This window comes from Pseudomonas sp. B26(2017), assembly GCF_002113045.1.
Classification (GTDB): domain Bacteria; phylum Pseudomonadota; class Gammaproteobacteria; order Pseudomonadales; family Pseudomonadaceae; genus Aquipseudomonas.
The window spans coordinates 155,310-171,066 of record NZ_NEJJ01000015.1; the positions used below are offsets into that span (position 1 = coordinate 155,310).

Annotated in this window: 13 protein-coding genes; 2 read left to right on the forward strand and 11 right to left on the reverse strand. The window is 59.9% G+C overall.

Annotated elements, in window-relative coordinates; genetic code table 11:
• Window positions 1-9: 9 nt before the first annotated feature.
• Window positions 10-762 carry a uroporphyrinogen-III C-methyltransferase gene (cobA, locus tag CAF79_RS21785; RefSeq protein WP_085700242.1) on the forward strand — a complete coding sequence of 251 codons (753 nt, stop codon included), beginning with the start codon at window positions 10-12 and terminating at the stop codon, window positions 760-762.
• 75 nt (window positions 763-837) lie between these two features.
• Here cobA and CAF79_RS21790 read toward each other — a convergent pair whose 3' ends face one another.
• The 8 genes from CAF79_RS21790 to ppsA all read right to left on the reverse strand — a co-directional run bounded on the left by CAF79_RS21790 (window position 838) and on the right by ppsA (window position 9,001).
• Window positions 838-1,872, reverse strand: coding sequence for an OmpA family protein (locus CAF79_RS21790; RefSeq protein WP_085700243.1), 1,035 nt, complete (start codon window positions 1,870-1,872; stop codon window positions 838-840).
• 107 nt (window positions 1,873-1,979) lie between these two features.
• Window positions 1,980-2,570 carry an RNA polymerase sigma factor SigX gene (gene sigX / locus CAF79_RS21795; RefSeq protein WP_011333251.1) on the reverse strand — a complete coding sequence of 197 codons (591 nt, stop codon included), beginning with the start codon at window positions 2,568-2,570 and terminating at the stop codon, window positions 1,980-1,982.
• 90 nt (window positions 2,571-2,660) lie between these two features.
• Window positions 2,661-3,485 (reverse strand): mechanosensitive ion channel domain-containing protein, encoded by an 825-nt coding sequence (locus CAF79_RS21800; protein WP_007951987.1) that lies wholly within the window; start codon window positions 3,483-3,485, stop codon window positions 2,661-2,663.
• A gap of 2 nt (window positions 3,486-3,487) precedes the next feature.
• Complete coding sequence (locus CAF79_RS21805; RefSeq protein WP_085700244.1) at window positions 3,488-3,736, reverse strand: CrfX protein; 249 nt, start codon at window positions 3,734-3,736, stop codon at window positions 3,488-3,490.
• Between the two features lie 63 nt (window positions 3,737-3,799).
• Window positions 3,800-4,795 (reverse strand): zinc transporter ZntB, encoded by a 996-nt coding sequence (locus CAF79_RS21810; RefSeq protein ID WP_085700245.1) that lies wholly within the window; start codon window positions 4,793-4,795, stop codon window positions 3,800-3,802.
• Between the two features lie 24 nt (window positions 4,796-4,819).
• On the reverse strand, window positions 4,820-5,311 hold the full coding sequence (gene rraA / locus CAF79_RS21815; RefSeq protein WP_007951984.1) for a ribonuclease E activity regulator RraA: 492 nt from the start codon (window positions 5,309-5,311) through the stop codon (window positions 4,820-4,822).
• Window positions 5,312-5,537: 226 nt separating this feature from the next.
• On the reverse strand, window positions 5,538-6,527 hold the full coding sequence (locus CAF79_RS21820) for an alpha/beta fold hydrolase (protein WP_085700246.1): 990 nt from the start codon (window positions 6,525-6,527) through the stop codon (window positions 5,538-5,540).
• A 98-nt stretch (window positions 6,528-6,625) separates the two neighbouring features.
• A complete protein-coding gene (ppsA, locus tag CAF79_RS21825; protein WP_085700247.1) occupies window positions 6,626-9,001 on the reverse strand; it encodes a phosphoenolpyruvate synthase in 2,376 nt (791 codons plus the stop codon).
• Window positions 9,002-9,175: 174 nt separating this feature from the next.
• On the opposite strand from ppsA, the gene CAF79_RS21830 reads away from it, so the two are divergent.
• Complete coding sequence (locus CAF79_RS21830; protein ID WP_011333245.1) at window positions 9,176-9,994, forward strand: pyruvate, water dikinase regulatory protein; 819 nt, start codon at window positions 9,176-9,178, stop codon at window positions 9,992-9,994.
• Window positions 9,995-10,126: 132 nt separating this feature from the next.
• On the opposite strand, the gene prpD is transcribed toward CAF79_RS21830, so the two are convergent.
• From prpD to acnD, 3 genes are all read right to left on the reverse strand, one after another.
• Window positions 10,127-11,611, reverse strand: coding sequence for a 2-methylcitrate dehydratase (gene prpD / locus CAF79_RS21835; RefSeq protein WP_085700248.1), 1,485 nt, complete (start codon window positions 11,609-11,611; stop codon window positions 10,127-10,129).
• Between the two features lie 118 nt (window positions 11,612-11,729).
• Window positions 11,730-12,932 carry a 2-methylaconitate cis-trans isomerase PrpF gene (gene prpF / locus CAF79_RS21840; RefSeq protein ID WP_085700249.1) on the reverse strand — a complete coding sequence of 401 codons (1,203 nt, stop codon included), beginning with the start codon at window positions 12,930-12,932 and terminating at the stop codon, window positions 11,730-11,732.
• A gap of 54 nt (window positions 12,933-12,986) precedes the next feature.
• Window positions 12,987-15,581 carry a Fe/S-dependent 2-methylisocitrate dehydratase AcnD gene (acnD, locus tag CAF79_RS21845; protein ID WP_085700250.1) on the reverse strand — a complete coding sequence of 865 codons (2,595 nt, stop codon included), beginning with the start codon at window positions 15,579-15,581 and terminating at the stop codon, window positions 12,987-12,989.
• Window positions 15,582-15,757 lie beyond the last annotated feature (176 nt).

Consider the following 15,757-nt stretch of genomic DNA (forward strand, 5'->3'; position numbering starts at 1 on the left):
GGAAACACCATGAGCGCGAAAGTCTGGTTGGTGGGCGCAGGTCCCGGTGATCCTGAGCTGCTGACGCTTAAAGCAGTGCGTGCCTTGCGCGAAGCCGAGGTGGTGCTGATCGACGATCTGGTCAATGAGGCGGTACTTGAGCACTGCCCTGCTGCGCGAATCATTGCGGTCGGCAAACGCGGCGGCTGCCGCTCAACGCCCCAAGCGTTCATCCATCGGCTGATGCTGCGTTACGCCCGTCAGGGCAAATGCGTGGTGCGACTCAAGGGCGGCGATCCGTGCATTTTCGGGCGTGGCGGTGAAGAAGCGCAGTGGTTGCGTGAGCGCGGGGTCGAGGTGGAGTTGGTCAATGGCATCACCGCCGGGCTGGCGGGCGCGACCCAATGTGATATTCCGCTGACGTTGCGCGGCGTGGCCCGGGGCGTGACGCTGGTCACCGCTCACACCCAGGACGACAGCCAGTTGAACTGGCGGGCGCTGGCGCAAGGCGGAACGACGCTGGTGATTTACATGGGGGTGGCGAAGCTCGGCGAGATTCGCGAGCAGCTCTTGGCGGGGGGGATGGCGGCGGATACGCCAGTGGCGATGATCGAGAATGCCTCGTTGCCGGAACAACGCGAATGCCGTAGCGACCTGGCAGCCATGGAAAACGATGCCCTTGATTTCCGGCTCAAGAGCCCTGCGATTCTGGTCATAGGCGCCGTCGCAGCCGCTGCGACCCAGGTCGATTCGATTGACTGGGCAGCCGAACGCCTGGCCTGACAATCCTCGGTTTACCCAAATCGCAGGCAAAGAAAAGCCCGGCATAAGCCGGGCTTTTCTCGCAGCGGCAGCTAATTACTTAGCTTGAGCTTCAACCTGCGCTTCTACGCGACGGTTAACAGCACGGCCAGCTTCAGTTTTGTTGTCAGCAACTGGGCGGGATTCGCCGTAGCCGATCGACTGAATGCGGGACGATTCAACACCGTACTGGTTGGTCAGAACTTGCTTAACGGCGTTTGCACGACGCTCGGACAGTTTCTGGTTGTAAGCGTCAGGACCGACGGAGTCAGTGTGACCTTCAACAGTAGTGGTGGTGGATGGGTACTGCTTCATGAAGTCAGCCAGGTTTTTGATGTCGCCGTAGCTGTTTGGCTTCACAACCGACTTGTCGAAGTCGAACTTCACGTCCAGCTCAACACGAACAACTTCAGCAACTGCCGGGCAGCCATCAGCGTCAACAGTTACGTTGGCTGGGGTGTCTGGGCACTTGTCAACGTTGTCGCATACGCCGTCGTTGTCGCTGTCGGAGCAGACTTCAGCCGGAGCTGGAACTGGAGCAGCAGCTGGCTTGGAGCCGCCACCGAAGTTCACACCGATACCGACGCTAGGAGCCCACTCGGTGTCGCCCTGGTCGATGTTGTATTGAGCTTCAACGCCAGCACGGGCGTAGAAGTTCTCGGTGAAGTACAGCTTGGCACCGCCGCCAACGTTGGCGAAGGTAGAACGGTTACGACCGCCAGTGCCGTTCTGGCCGATGCTCTGATCGGAGAAACCAGCCGATACGTATGGACGCAGCATGTCGCCTGGGTTGTTGAAGTGGTACAGAGCGTCCAGAGCGGTGTTGGCGCCCTTGATGTTACGACCGTCGTCGGAACGCACGTTGTGCACTTCGTCGTAGCCCAGACGCAGTTCAACGTCGTCGGTCAGGAAGTAACCGATCGAACCGCCGAACAGGTTGCCGTTGTTCTTGAAGTTACGAGCGCTGTCGAATTGTTCTTTCTTTGCGAAGCCTTCGATTTCAACTGCGCCTTGGCCTTGTGCCAGAGCGCCGAAAGAAGTGGCGGCAATCAAAGAACCAATGGCCAAGCCCAAGGTGTTTTTCAGTTTCATCCGTTAAATCCCCATCTGGTGATTGTGAAGCAGTCCCGCAAACCGGGGGACAACTCGGCGGCAAGTCTATCAGAACTTGCCTACACGTAAGAGATATTTGCGCCGAACTAAGTTTCAGCAATGCCTGCAAATTTCTCACGCAATTTATCAAGAGCACGTTTGTAACGCATTTTTGTCGCACTCAAACCCATGTGCATGATGTCTGCGATCTCCTGGAACTCCAGCTCTGCGACAAATCGTAGCACCAGAATTTCCCGATCAATCGGGTTCACATACACCAGCCAGCGATCCAGTCCACCCTTTTCCTCGGGTTTTGGCGCCTTTTCTTCAGACGCTTCCTCAAGGGGGTCAAGACTCAGTGCGTCCATCAAGCGACGCTTTCGCCGTTCCTTCCGATACTGTGTGATGCATTCGTTGTACGTGATGCTGTAGAGCCATGTCTTGAACTTTGATTTCCCCTCGAAGTTCTTCAGGCCGTACAGCACCTTAAGCATCACTTCCTGACAGACATCGTCTGCATCGCGATCGTTCCCAAGATATCGTGCACAGACGTTAAATAATGTCCGCTGGTAACGCCGCATCAGTTCTTCATAGGCGCGCGTCACGTGAAACAGCTCGGTATGCGAGCGCGCGACCAACTCCTCGTCAGAGAGCTCGCGGGGGTCGTAGCGCGTGGATAGCGTTTGGGCTTTATTCAAAACAAGTCGTGCCGACAGTCAGGTCAATGTCCACCGCAGCCAGCATCAGCTGGCATTTTGCGGCGGCATACATTAGCAGGGTTTGCCGGGTTAGCGGCTACTCACATGCTGCTCCAGCAGGATCCGATTCGAGAGAGAGACTAGCTCACCCTCATCGGTCAGCAATGTGGTCTTAACCGTGCCGATCTCTTCGATCTGGCCTTCGACCTCGCCAATACGCACTTGTTGCCCAACCTGATACAACTCACGCACATAGATTCCCGCAAGAATCTGACCGGCAATTTCCCGGCTTCCCAAACCCATGGCCAAGGCAACAGCCAGACCAACGGTAATCAATACGATGACGATCACATGGTTCAGCAGGTCGGTCTTGACCTCCAACTGACTGATCGCGACCGAAATGCTGATGATGATCACCAGGCCCTGGGCGATTCGCCCAAGTCCTGAAGCGTAGTCCAGACCTACGCCTTCTGCCGCCCCGCGAACCAGGCCATTGGCCAGTTGCGCGAGCAGGACGCCCACCAGCAACACCAGCGCGGCACCGAATACTTTCGGCAAATACAGCGCGAGCATGTCAAGCGTAGCTGAAACTCGTTCAAGTCCAAGGGATTCTGCTGCCGATACCAGGAAAATCAGCAGAACGAACCAATAGACGATCTTGCCGATCAGGGTCGAGATCGGCACTTGCAGCCCCGCGCGGGACATCAACTTTGTCAGGCCGGTGCCGCCCATCAGGCGATCGAGACCCAGTTTGGCCAGCAATTTGGACAGCAAGGTGTCCAGCAGCTTGGCCACGACAAAACCCAACAGCAGCACAACCAGTGCGCCGAACAGGTTCGGAATGAAATTAGCGACTTTGGTCCACAACGCAGTCATTGCAGTGACGAGGCTCTGAGTCCAGAGATCAAGTTCCATATTCAATCAGCCTTATCAGCAGTGCGAGCGGTAGGTTTACGGAGACGGGAGACCGGCGCGACATGGGCCGAGCCGTTGTTCAGGGCGATCATCAGCGCGGGCAGCCAGCGGCCCAGCAGGCTGAACAGATCGCCGGCGCCCACCTGGCGGTTGGCGGTTTTGAGTACGCGGCCCAGGCAGGCATCGTCGTCGCGGCCGGACGGCGAGGCGTTGAGCATGTCGCGCAAAGACTGTTCAAACGGATCGTGCATACGCACCTCTCGTGATGTCTGTGAAAGACGCGGGCAAATTTGGTCGGGTCACATGGCGCATCTTCATACCCAGCGCAAACGGCGGAACAACCACCATTGTCCGAGGGCCAGGGCGAGCACTGTCAGGCAGGCGATCAGGAAACCATAAGGGCTGCTCGAGAACGGAATGCCGCCAACGTTGATGCCCAGCAGACCGGTCAGAAAACTCATCGGCAGAAAGATGCAGGTGATGATCCCGAAGCGGTACATGGTGCGGTTCATGCGCACGCTCAAGCGCCGGTCTTCGGCGTCCAGCACAAGCCCCACGCGCTCTCGGGTCAATTCGAGCTCTTCGAGATAACGGGTCAGGCTGTTGTTCAATTCGTTCCAGTAGTCGGCATCGTCATCGACGAACCACGGCAGTTTTATCCTTGTCAGCTGTCCGAAAATATCCCGCTGCGGTGCCAGAAAACGCTTGAGTCCGGCGGCCCTGCGACGGATGTGCAAAATGGCGCCATGCTCGGGGGTATACCGTTCGTCGGCATCCAGTTTTTCTTCCTCTTCATCGACCACTTCAGAGAGGCAAGTCACCAGATCCTGCACCTTGTTGGTGAGGAGTTGCGCCAGATACAGCATCAGTTCGGACGAGGTTTTCGGCCCTTTGCCCTCGCCCAACATCACCAGCAACTCGTCGGTGGCTCGCAGCGGACGCAATCGCAGGGAAATCACTCGCTGGGCCGAAGCGAAAATGCGCACCGACACCATATCTTCCGGCTCGGCGCCCGGGTTGAGATTGACCCCGCGCAAAAACAGCAGCAGCTCGGAATCCGGCAACGGCAACAGACGTGGACGAGTATTTTCTTCCAGCAATAGATCGCAAGCGAACTCGTTGAGCCCACTGGATTTGCGCAGCCAGGTCTGGGTCTGCGGGTGACTGCGATCCCAGTGCAGCCACAGGCTTTCATGAGCCTGCAACTGCAGATCGTCGAGATCAGTCCGGGCTATCGAACGCGCACCGCCTTTACCGTCCAGCACCAGGGCATGCACCAGCCCCCACTGCGCGTTTTCTTCCTCGAACATCCTCACCCCTATGGTTACCGCGATTTATTCAGGCATTTTCAGCGGACTTGGCGAGATGATCACGCCATTGTTGTCCGCATAGATGTACTGGCCGGGATGGAAAGTGACACCCGCGAACGTCACCGGCACGTTGAGGTCGCCGATACCGCGCTTGTCCGTTTTCATTGGGTGACTGGCCAGGGCCTGCACGCCAAGATCGGTCTGGGCGATGACGTCGACGTCACGGATGCAGCCGTAGATGACCAGCCCTTCCCACCCGTTTTTCGAGGCTTTCTCGGCGAGCATGTCGCCCAGCAATGCACGGCGCAGTGAACCGCCACCATCCACCACCAGCACCTTGCCATTACCCTTGAGTTCGACCTGCTCCTTGACCAGCGAATTGTCTTCGAAGCACTTGATGGTCACGATCTCGCCGCCGAACGAATCACGGCCGCCGAAATTGCTGAACATCGGGTCCAGCACCTGAACCAGCTCCGGATAGGCGTCGCACAGGTCAGGCGTAAGGTAATGGTTCATCGAATAACTCCTGTAACAAGGAAGACGATCAAGGATGTCGCACACTTCTGAGACGAGTTCCGGCGGTCGCTGTTTACCTTAGCCCATGTCATGGTCACTGAACGAACCTGAACACAAGCTGAAACGGAATAGCGAAACAGTCACTAAATATGACCAGAACCGTCCAGCGCGTCATATGTTAGCCGCAAGCCGACCCGAACGAAATGCCCTTTTCAGGGCGCCGCACTCAGACCGCTGCCGCCAGATCCGGCTTCTCACCGAGCAACGACGTGTGCTGATCCGCCAGCCAACGCGCCACCAGCGGCCAGACTTCAGCCTGCGCCGCCTTGCTCACCAGCATTTCGACATGCCCGAACTGATCATTGAAACCCTGCTCACGGCCCAGGTTGATGAACTGCTTGTGCTCGGAACCGATCTGCTCGAACAGCTTGCGGCACGCCCAGGCCGGATCCTGGTGATCGCCTGCCGCGCTCACCGCCAACACCGGTACCCGCACATCGGCAAGGCCTGCCCACCAATCCTTGTCCTTGTCGCCGAAACGACCGAACAGGCCGTACCAGCGCATGCTTTCCAGCGCCAGACCGATCGGTTCGTCTTCCGGGCCGCGCTTGAGCCGCGAGCCTGACAATTGGGCAAAACGCTTGAGAATGAAGCGCCCGCTCCATTCCACCGGCGGAATCTTCAGCGGCCAGTACGTGCGGCTGACCTGGGTGCCGAAAAACGCCGCCGACGCCACCGCAGGCTCACCCAGGTATTCGCCGCCCAGTGCGGCGGCCAACGTGATGCCCCCCAGCGAGTGGCCGATCCAGTGCGGAATCTGCCCGCTCTGCTCACGCACAAACGCGGCAATCGCCGGCAGATCGTAACGGGCGTAGTCGGCGACGCGGTTGCGGCGGTAGTCCTCGTTACGCTGGGACAAACCGTGACCGCGCATTTCCGGGATCCACACATCGAATCCCAGACGCGTCAGATACGCGCCCAGGCCCAGGCCCTTCGGCGAAAACCAGAAGCGCCGGTTGGAAAAACTGCCGTGCAGCAAGATCACCGGCACGCCGCGCGATGCCGGCTCATCGGCCATGCCGAGACGGGTCACTGCGATTTCCACGGACCAGTCAGGGCTGTTGCCCGGTTTCAAACGGTAAACGTCTTCGCTCAGATCACCGCGTCGTTCGGCGCTGATCAGGGCGACAGGAAATAGGTTGCTGCTGCTTTGCATGATGCTCTTGCACAAAAAAGGGCGGCATCCGGAGAGCTCGCCCTACTTCAATCTTAAAGCCCCGAACCGGTTCACCGGGCCGAGGCTTCATTCACGGCTTATTCCGCCGCCTGGCCTTCGGCAAGGAAGAACCAGGTTTCCAGCACGGTGTCCGGGTTCAGCGACACGCTTTCGATGCCCTGCTCCATCAGCCACTTGGCGAGGTCCGGGTGGTCCGAAGGGCCCTGACCGCAGATGCCGATGTACTTGCCGGCCTTGTTGCACGCGGCAATCGCGTTGGCCAACAGCTTCTTGACCGCCGGATTACGCTCGTCGAACAGGTGCGCGATGATCCCGGAGTCACGGTCCAGACCCAGCGTCAGTTGAGTCAGGTCGTTGGAGCCGATCGAGAAACCGTCGAAGAATTCGAGGAATTCTTCAGCCAGGATCGCGTTGGATGGCAGTTCGCACATCATGATCACGCGCAGACCGTTGTCGCCACGGGCCAGGCCGTTTTCGGCGAGCAGATCCACCACCTGGCTGGCTTCGCCGAGGGTACGGACGAACGGCACCATGATTTCGACGTTGGTCAGGCCCATCTCGTTGCGCACGCGCTTCAGCGCACGGCACTCGAGTTCGAAGCAGTCACGGAACGATTCGCTGATGTAACGCGAAGCGCCACGGAAGCCCAGCATCGGGTTTTCTTCTTCCGGCTCGTACAGTTTGCCGCCGATCAGGTTGGCGTATTCGTTGGACTTGAAGTCCGACAGACGCACGATGACCTTCTTCGGTGCGAACGCAGCAGCCAGGGTGCTGATGCCCTCAACCAGTTTTTCGACGTAGAAGCCGACCGGATCGTCGTAACCGGCGATGCGTTTGTCGACGCTTTCCTTGATGTCCTGCGGCAGGCCGTCGTAGTTCAGCAGCGCTTTCGGGTGGACACCGATCATGCGGTTGATGATGAATTCCAGGCGGGCCAGGCCCACACCGGCGTTCGGCAGTTGCGCGAAGTCGAAGGCGCGGTCCGGGTTGCCGACGTTCATCATGATCTTGAACGGCAGCTCCGGCATGGCGTCCACGGAGTTCTTCTTGACGTCGAAGCCCAGTTCGCCTTCGAAGATGTAACCGGTGTCGCCTTCGGCGCAGGACACGGTCACGCCCTGGCCATCCTTCAGCAGTTGGGTGGCGTTGCCGCAACCGACCACTGCCGGAATACCCAGCTCACGGGCGATGATCGCCGCGTGGCAGGTACGGCCGCCACGGTTGGTCACGATGGCGCTGGCGCGCTTCATGACCGGTTCCCAGTCCGGGTCGGTCATGTCGGAGACCAGCACGTCGCCCGGCTGGACCTTGTCCATCTCGGAGACGTCCTTGATGATCCGTACCTTGCCCGCGCCGATGCGCTGACCGATGGCACGGCCTTCAACCAATACGGTGCCGGTTTCTTTCAGCAGGTAACGTTCCATGACGTTGGCCTGGGTGCGGCTTTTCACGGTTTCCGGACGGGCCTGCACGATGTAGAGCTTGCCGTCGTCACCGTCCTTGGCCCACTCGATGTCCATCGGGCAGCCATAGTGCTTCTCGATGATCATCGCCTGCTTGGCCAGCTCGCTGACTTCAGCGTCGGTCAGGCAGAAACGTGCGCGATCGGTCTTGTCGACTTCAACGGTTTTCACGGAACGACCGGCCTTGGCCTCGTCGCCGTAGATCATCTTGATGGCTTTGCTGCCCAGGTTGCGACGCAGGATCGCCGGACGACCGGCAGCCAGCGTGCCCTTGTGGACATAGAATTCGTCCGGGTTCACCGCGCCTTGTACGACGGTTTCGCCCAGACCGTAGGCGCCGGTGATAAACACTACGTCACGGAAGCCGGATTCGGTATCGAGGGTGAACATCACGCCGGCGGTGCCGGTTTCCGAACGCACCATGCGCTGCACGCCGGCCGACAGGGCGACCAGCTTGTGGTCGAAGCCCTGGTGCACGCGGTAGGAAATGGCACGGTCGTTGAAAAGGGAGGCGAACACTTCCTTGGCCGCGCGGATGACGTTGTCAACGCCACGGATGTTCAGGAAGGTTTCCTGCTGACCGGCGAACGAAGCGTCCGGCAAGTCTTCGGCGGTGGCGGAGGAACGCACGGCCACGGCCACATCAGGATTACCGGCCGACAGCGCGGCGAACGCGGTGCGGATCTCGGTGTTCAGTTTTTCAGGGAATTCGGCCTCCATGATCCATTGGCGGATCTGGGCGCCGGTCTTGGCCAGGGCATTGACGTCATCGACGTCCAGCGCATCGAGGGCCTTGTGGATCTGATCGTTCAGACCGCTCAGTTCCAGGAAGTCGCGATAGGCTTGCGCCGTGGTGGCGAAGCCGCCGGGGACCGAAACACCGGCACCGGCCAGGTTACTGATCATCTCGCCCAGGGATGCGTTCTTGCCCCCCACATGCTCAACATCGTGTTTGCCGAGCTTATCGAGGGAAACTACGTACTCTACCAAGGTGATCTCTCCACTAACTGTGTTGGAAAAGCTCAGAAACCGGCGGCTCGGGGGAGCGTTGGCCGGCTGTATGGCCTGGACCTGGAAAATAAGTGAGAATGCGGGCCGATGGCGGCCGGCAAATCGCGCCTATCATATCCAGAAATGCTCATTAGCTTAAGGCCCAAGGTGCAAATGAAACGATCTGCTTTCTTTATCTCCGATGGCACCGGTATCACCGCCGAAACCCTGGGTCAAAGCCTTCTGGCGCAGTTCGAAAACATTACCTTCAGCAAATTCACGCGGCCGTACATCGACAGCGTTGAAAAAGCGCGGGCCATGGTACAACAAATCAACAAAGCCGCTGAAACCGACGGTTTCCGGCCGATCATCTTCGACACCATCGTCAATCAGGACATCCGTGAGATTCTCGCAACCTCCAATGGTTTCATGATCGACATCTTCTCGACGTTCCTCGCCCCGCTCGAGCAGGAATTGACCGAGCATTCTTCCTACACCGTCGGCAAATCCCACTCCATCGGCCACAACTCCAACTACATGGAGCGGATCGAAGCGGTGAACTTCGCCCTCGACAACGACGATGGCGCCCGTACGCACTATTACGACAAGGCCGATCTGATACTAGTGGGCGTGTCGCGTTGTGGTAAGACGCCGACGTGCCTGTACATGGCGATGCAGTTCGGCATCCGCGCGGCCAACTACCCGCTGACCGAAGACGACATGGAACGCCTGCAACTGCCGGCCGCCCTGCGCGCCCACCAGCACAAGCTGTTCGGCCTGACCATCGACCCGGACCGCCTCACCGCGATCCGCAACGAACGCAAGCCCAACAGCCGTTATTCGAGCTACGCCCAGTGCGAGTTCGAAGTCCGCGAGGTGGAAAACCTGTTCCGCCGCGAGAACATTCCGCACATCAACTCCACGCATTTCTCCGTTGAAGAAATCTCCGCGAAGATCCTTGTGGAGAAAGGCGTGGAGCGGCGTTTCAAATAGATTTGTAGCGCCCTTGCAGCCGCCATTGCTGGCAAGCCAGCTCCCACAGGGTTTTGTGGTGTACGCAGATCTTGCATTCACAACAACCCTGCGGGAGCGTGGCTTGCCCGCGAAGAACGATCACGCAGTCCCTCAGATAACAAACAAATCGACAAACCGGTTCACCGGCGTGGCTTCAAGCCGCGCCTGATCCTTGCACAGCGCCACAATCTCCCCGCTGCGCTGCCCGGTGAACCGGGTGGCCAGATTTGCTCTGAACTTGTCCTCCAGCAATGGGATACCCTCGGCGCGGCGCCGGCGATGCCCGATCGGGTATTCCACCACCACGTTTTCCGTGCTCGAACCGTCCTTGAAAAACACCTGCACCGCATTGGCAATCGAGCGTTTGTCGGCTTCGAGGTATTCGCGGGTGAAACGCGGATCCTCGACGATGACCATTTTCTCGCGCAGCACGTCGATGACCGGATGGGCCTTGTGGAAATCATCCTCGTAGTGCTCGGCCACCAGATTGCCGAACGCCAGCGGCACAGCGGTCATGTACTGGAGACAGTGATCACGGTCGGCGGCGTTGGCCAACGGCCCGACCTTGGAAATGATGCGGATCGCCGATTCGTGGGTGGTGATGACGATCCGGTCGATTTCATGCAGACGATTGCGCACTTGCGGGTGCAGGGCCACGGCGGCTTCGCAGGCGGTTTGCGCGTGGAATTCGGCGGGGAAACTGATCTTGAACAAAACGTTTTCCATCACGTAACTGCCGAACGGCCGCGAGAAGCTGAAGGCGCGTTTGTCTTCGGGCTTGAGCGCCAGATCGTTGTTGGTGTGGCTGAACAGAACGTCGTAAAAGCCCCATTGTCTGGCAGTCAAGACGCCGGGAATCCCCATTTCTCCACGCATCGCGATATCCGCCAGCCGCACGCCCCGGCTCGATGCATCCCCTGCCGCCCAGGATTTTCGCGAGCCGGCGTTCGGCGCATGGCGGTAAGTACGCAATGCCTGACCATCGGCGAACGCATGGGACAACGCGGATAACAGCTGCTCACGGTTGGCGCCCATCAGTTTGGCGGTCACGGCAGTCGAGGCGACTTTCACCAGAATGACGTGATCGAGTCCTACGCGGTTGAAGGAGTTTTCCAGGGCAATCACGCCCTGAATCTCGTGGGCCATGATCATCGCTTCAAGCACATCGCGCACCGTCAGCGGCGCCTCGCCATTGGCCAGACGCTTTTGCGACAGGTGATCGGCCACCGCAAGAATCCCGCCGAGATTGTCCGACGGATGACCCCATTCAGCGGCGAGCCAGGTGTCGTTGTAATCGAGCCAGCGAACGATGCAGCCGATGTCCCACGCGGCTTTCACCGGGTCGAGGCGGTAGGACGTGCCAGGCACTCGGGCGCCGAACGGCACGACGGTGCCCTCGACGATGGGGCCAAGGTGTTTGGTGCATTCAGGGAAACGCAGGGCCAGCAGGCCGCAGCCCAGGGTGTCCATCAGGCAGTTGCGGGCGGTGTCGAGGGCTTCGGCGGATTCGATTTTACAGGTGAGGACGTAATCGGCGATGTCCTGCAGGACACGGTCGTAGTCGGGACGGTTGTTCAGGTCGACGTTGGCGCTCATGTTCGATTCACTCTTCAAAGTGGTTCGTTGATGGGACCTCGGTTCAGGGCTAATTTTTCTTGTTATTGAAATGCGCAAAGCGCTGAGAGCGATCAGGCTCGCTCTCAGCGAATGTTCGTCAGAACGAATCCCCAGGCACGCGGACGTAACCTTCCATCAGGACGCGCGCACTACGGCTCATGATCGCTTTCTTCACGATCCATTCACCGTTTTCCAGACTGGCCTCAGCCCCGACGCGCAACGTTCCGGACGGATGCCCGAACCGCACCGCATTCCGCTCAATACCGCCCGCCGCGAGGTTTACCAAGGTGCCGGAAATGGCCGCTGCGGTACCAATCGCCACCGCCGCCGTGCCCATCATCGCGTGGTGCAGCTTGCCCATCGACAACGCCCGCACCAGCAAATCCACATCACCGGCGCCAATCGTCTTGCCACTGGACGCCACGTAATCCGCAGGCTTGGCCACGAAAGCCACCTTAGGCGTGTGCTGACGCTTGGCCGCTTCATCCAGATTGGAAATCAGCCCCATGCGCAAAGCACCGTAAGCGCGAATGGTTTCGAACATCTGCAACGCTTTCGGGTCGCTGTTGATCGCGCTCTGCAATTCGGTCCCGGTGTAACCAATATCTTCAGCGTTGACGAAGATCGTCGGGATACCCGCGTTGATCATCGTCGCCTTGAACGTGCCGACGCCCGGCACTTCCAGCTCATCGATCAGGTTGCCGGTGGGGAACATCGAGCCACCGCCGCCCTCTTCTTCCGCCGCCGGGTCGAGGAATTCGACCTGGACTTCGGCCGCCGGAAAGGTCACGCCGTCGAGTTCGAAATCACCGGTTTCCTGGACTTCGCCATTGGTGATCGGCACGTGGGCAATGATGGTTTTGCTGATATTGGCCTGCCACACGCGAACCACCGCCACGCCGTTGTGCGGAATGCGGCTGGCGTCCACCAGGCCATTGCTGATGGCGAACGAACCGACCGCTGCCGACAGGTTGCCGCAGTTGCCGCTCCAGTCCACGAACGGCTTGTCGATGGACACCTGACCGAACAGGTAATCGACGTCGTGATCGGCCTTGATGCTTTTCGACAGGATCACGGTTTTGCTGGTGCTGGAAGTGGCGCCGCCCATGCCGTCGATCTGTTTGTCGTAGGGGTCGGGGCTGCCGATTACCCGCAACAACAGGGCATCGCGGGTCGGGCCGGGAATCTGCGCCGCTTCAGGCAGGTCGGTGAGGCTGAAAAACACGCCTTTGCTGGTACCGCCGCGCATGTAGGTGGCGGGGATTTTGATCTGCGGTGCGAACTTAGCTGCGTGAGCCATGGTGCTCCTTATCCGCAAACGCGGGTCTACCGACCCGCGCTCGCACTAACTGATTTAAACGGCAACCGCCGACTCTTCGAGGAAGTCCTGAGCGAAGCGCTGCAACACGCCGCCGGCCTCGTAGATCGACACTTCTTCGGCGGTGTCGAGGCGGCAGGTCACCGGCACTTCGACGCGTTCGCCGTTCTTGCGATGGATCACCAGCGTCAGGTCGGCGCGAGGGGTGCGCTCGCCGATCACGTCGTAGGTTTCGCTGCCGTCGATGCCCAGGATCTTGCGGTCGGTGCCCGGTTTGAATTCCAGCGGCAACACGCCCATGCCCACCAGGTTGGTGCGGTGAATGCGCTCGAAACCTTCGGCGACAATCGCTTCCACACCCGCCAGACGCACGCCTTTGGCCGCCCAGTCGCGGGATGAACCTTGGCCGTAGTCGGCGCCGGCGATGATGATCAGCGGCTGCTTGCGCTCCATGTAGGTTTCGATGGCTTCCCACATGCGCATCACTTTGCCTTCCGGCTCAACGCGCGCCAGCGAACCCTGCTTGACCTTGCCGTTTTCCACGACCATTTCGTTGAACAGTTTCGGGTTGGCGAAGGTCGCACGCTGCGCGGTCAAGTGGTCGCCACGGTGGGTCGCGTAGGAGTTGAAGTCCTCTTCCGGCAGGCCCATTTTCGCCAGGTACTCACCGGCGGCGCTGTCAAGCATGATCGCGTTCGACGGCGACAGGTGATCGGTGGTGATGTTGTCCGGCAGCACCGCCAGCGGGCGCATGCCCTTGAGCGGCCGCGCCCCGGCCAGCGCACCTTCCCAGTAAGGCGGGCGGCGGATGTAGGTACTCATTTCGCGCCAGTCGTACAGCGGCGTGACTTTCGGGCCGGTGTCTTCATGGACGGCGAACATCGGAATGTAGACCTGACGGAACTGCTCAGGCTTGACCGAAGATTTCACCACCGCGTCGATTTCTTCGTCGCTCGGCCAGATGTCTTTCAGGCGGATTTCCTTGCCGTCGACCACGCCGAGCACGTCTTTTTCGATGTCGAAACGGATGGTCCCGGCAATCGCGTAGGCCACCACCAGCGGCGGCGAAGCGAGGAACGCCTGCTTGGCGTACGGGTGAATCCGCCCGTCGAAGTTGCGGTTGCCGGACAGCACAGCGGTGGCGTACAGATCGCGGTCGATGATTTCTTGTTGAATCACCGGATCCAGTGCCCCGGACATGCCGTTGCAGGTTGTGCAGGCAAACGCGACGACGCCGAAACCGAGCTGCTCCAGCTCCGTGGTCAGCCCCGCTTCATCGAGGTACAGCGCCACGGTTTTCGAACCCGGGGCCAGCGACGACTTGACCCACGGCTTGCGGGTCAGCCCGAGCTTGTTGGCATTGCGCGCCAGCAGGCCGGCGGCAATCACGTTGCGCGGGTTGCTGGTGTTGGTGCAACTGGTGATGGCAGCGATGATCACTGCGCCGTCGGGCATTTGCCCCGGCACGTCTTCCCACTGGCCGGCGATACCTTTGGCCGCCAGATCCGACACCGCCACACGGGCGTGCGGATTGCTCGGGCCGGCCATGTTGCGCACCACAGAAGACAGATCGAAGGTCAGGCCGCGCTCGTACTGCGCACCTTTCAGGCTGTCGGCCCACAGACCGATCTGTTTGGCGTACTGCTCGACCAGTTGCACTTGCTGGTCTTCACGGCCGGTGAGTTTCAGGTAATCGATGGTCTGCTGGTCAATGTAGAACATCGCCGCCGTAGCGCCGTATTCCGGAGCCATGTTGGAGATCGTGGCGCGATCGCCTAGGGTCAACGCGCTAGCACCTTCACCGAAGAACTCCAGCCATGCGCCGACCACTTTCTGTTTGCGCAGGTACTCGGTCAGCGCCAGTACCATGTCGGTGGCGGTGATACCCGGTTGCAGCTTGCCGGTCAGTTCGACGCCGACGCTTTCCGGCAGGCGCATCCACGACGCGCGGCCAAGCATCACGCTCTCGGCTTCAAGCCCACCGACACCGATGGCGATCACGCCCAGTGCATCGACGTGCGGGGTGTGGCTGTCGGTGCCGACGCAGGTATCCGGGAATGCCACGCCGTCGCGCACCTGGATCACCGGGGACATTTTCTCCAGGTTGATCTGGTGCATGATGCCGTTGCCCGGCGGGATCACGTCGACGTTTTTGAACGCCTTCCTGGTCCAGTTGATGAAGTGGAATCGGTCTTCGTTGCGACGGTCTTCGATGGCGCGGTTTTTCTCGAACGCCTGCTTGTCAAAACCGCCCGCCTCTACCGCCAGCGAGTGGTCGACGATCAGTTGGGTCGGCACCACCGGGTTGACCTGCGCCGGGTCGCCGCCCTGCTGGGCAATCGCGTCGCGCAGGCCGGCCAGATCCACCAGCGCGGTCTGGCCGAGAATGTCGTGGCACACCACGCGAGCCGGGAACCACGGGAAGTCGAGGTCGCGTTTGCGCTCGATCAGTTGTTTCAGGGAATCGGTGAGCGTGGCCGGGTCGCAGCGACGCACGAGGTTTTCCGCCAGCACGCGGGAGGTGTACGGCAGGGTGTCGTAGCTGCCGGGCTGGATCGCATCGACAGCCGCACGGACGTCGAAAAAGTCCAGCGGCGTGCCGGGCAGGTTCTTGCGAAATTCTGTGTTCATCGGTCAGGACTCGGTCACGGTGATAACAAAAAGGTGGGGCCTGGCACGGGTCTCAAGATTCACACAGCCCCTTGTGGGAGCGAGCTTGCTCGCGAAAGCGGACTGACATTCAACACTGATGTCGACTGATGTACCGCAATCGCGAGCAAGCTCGCTCCCACAGGGTGTATCGGTGT

Bases quoted from the DNA above. Each gene is read 5' to 3' on its own strand.
- cobA (WP_085700242.1), top strand. From the start codon at position 10: ATGAGCGCGAAAGTCTGGTTGGTGGGCGCAGGTCCCGGTGATCCTGAG.
- CAF79_RS21790 (WP_085700243.1), bottom strand. From the start codon at position 1,872: ATGAAACTGAAAAACACCTTGGGCTTGGCCATTGGTTCTTTGATTGCC.
- CAF79_RS21800 (WP_007951987.1), bottom strand. From the start codon at position 3,485: ATGGAACTTGATCTCTGGACTCAGAGCCTCGTCACTGCAATGACTGCG.
- CAF79_RS21805 (WP_085700244.1), bottom strand. From the start codon at position 3,736: ATGCACGATCCGTTTGAACAGTCTTTGCGCGACATGCTCAACGCCTCG.
- CAF79_RS21810 (WP_085700245.1), bottom strand. From the start codon at position 4,795: ATGTTCGAGGAAGAAAACGCGCAGTGGGGGCTGGTGCATGCCCTGGTG.
- rraA (WP_007951984.1), bottom strand. From the start codon at position 5,311: ATGAACCATTACCTTACGCCTGACCTGTGCGACGCCTATCCGGAGCTG.
- CAF79_RS21820 (WP_085700246.1), bottom strand. From the start codon at position 6,527: ATGCAAAGCAGCAGCAACCTATTTCCTGTCGCCCTGATCAGCGCCGAA.
- CAF79_RS21830 (WP_011333245.1), top strand. From the start codon at position 9,176: ATGAAACGATCTGCTTTCTTTATCTCCGATGGCACCGGTATCACCGCC.
- prpD (WP_085700248.1), bottom strand. From the start codon at position 11,611: ATGAGCGCCAACGTCGACCTGAACAACCGTCCCGACTACGACCGTGTC.
- prpF (WP_085700249.1), bottom strand. From the start codon at position 12,932: ATGGCTCACGCAGCTAAGTTCGCACCGCAGATCAAAATCCCCGCCACC.
- acnD (WP_085700250.1), bottom strand. From the start codon at position 15,581: ATGAACACAGAATTTCGCAAGAACCTGCCCGGCACGCCGCTGGACTTT.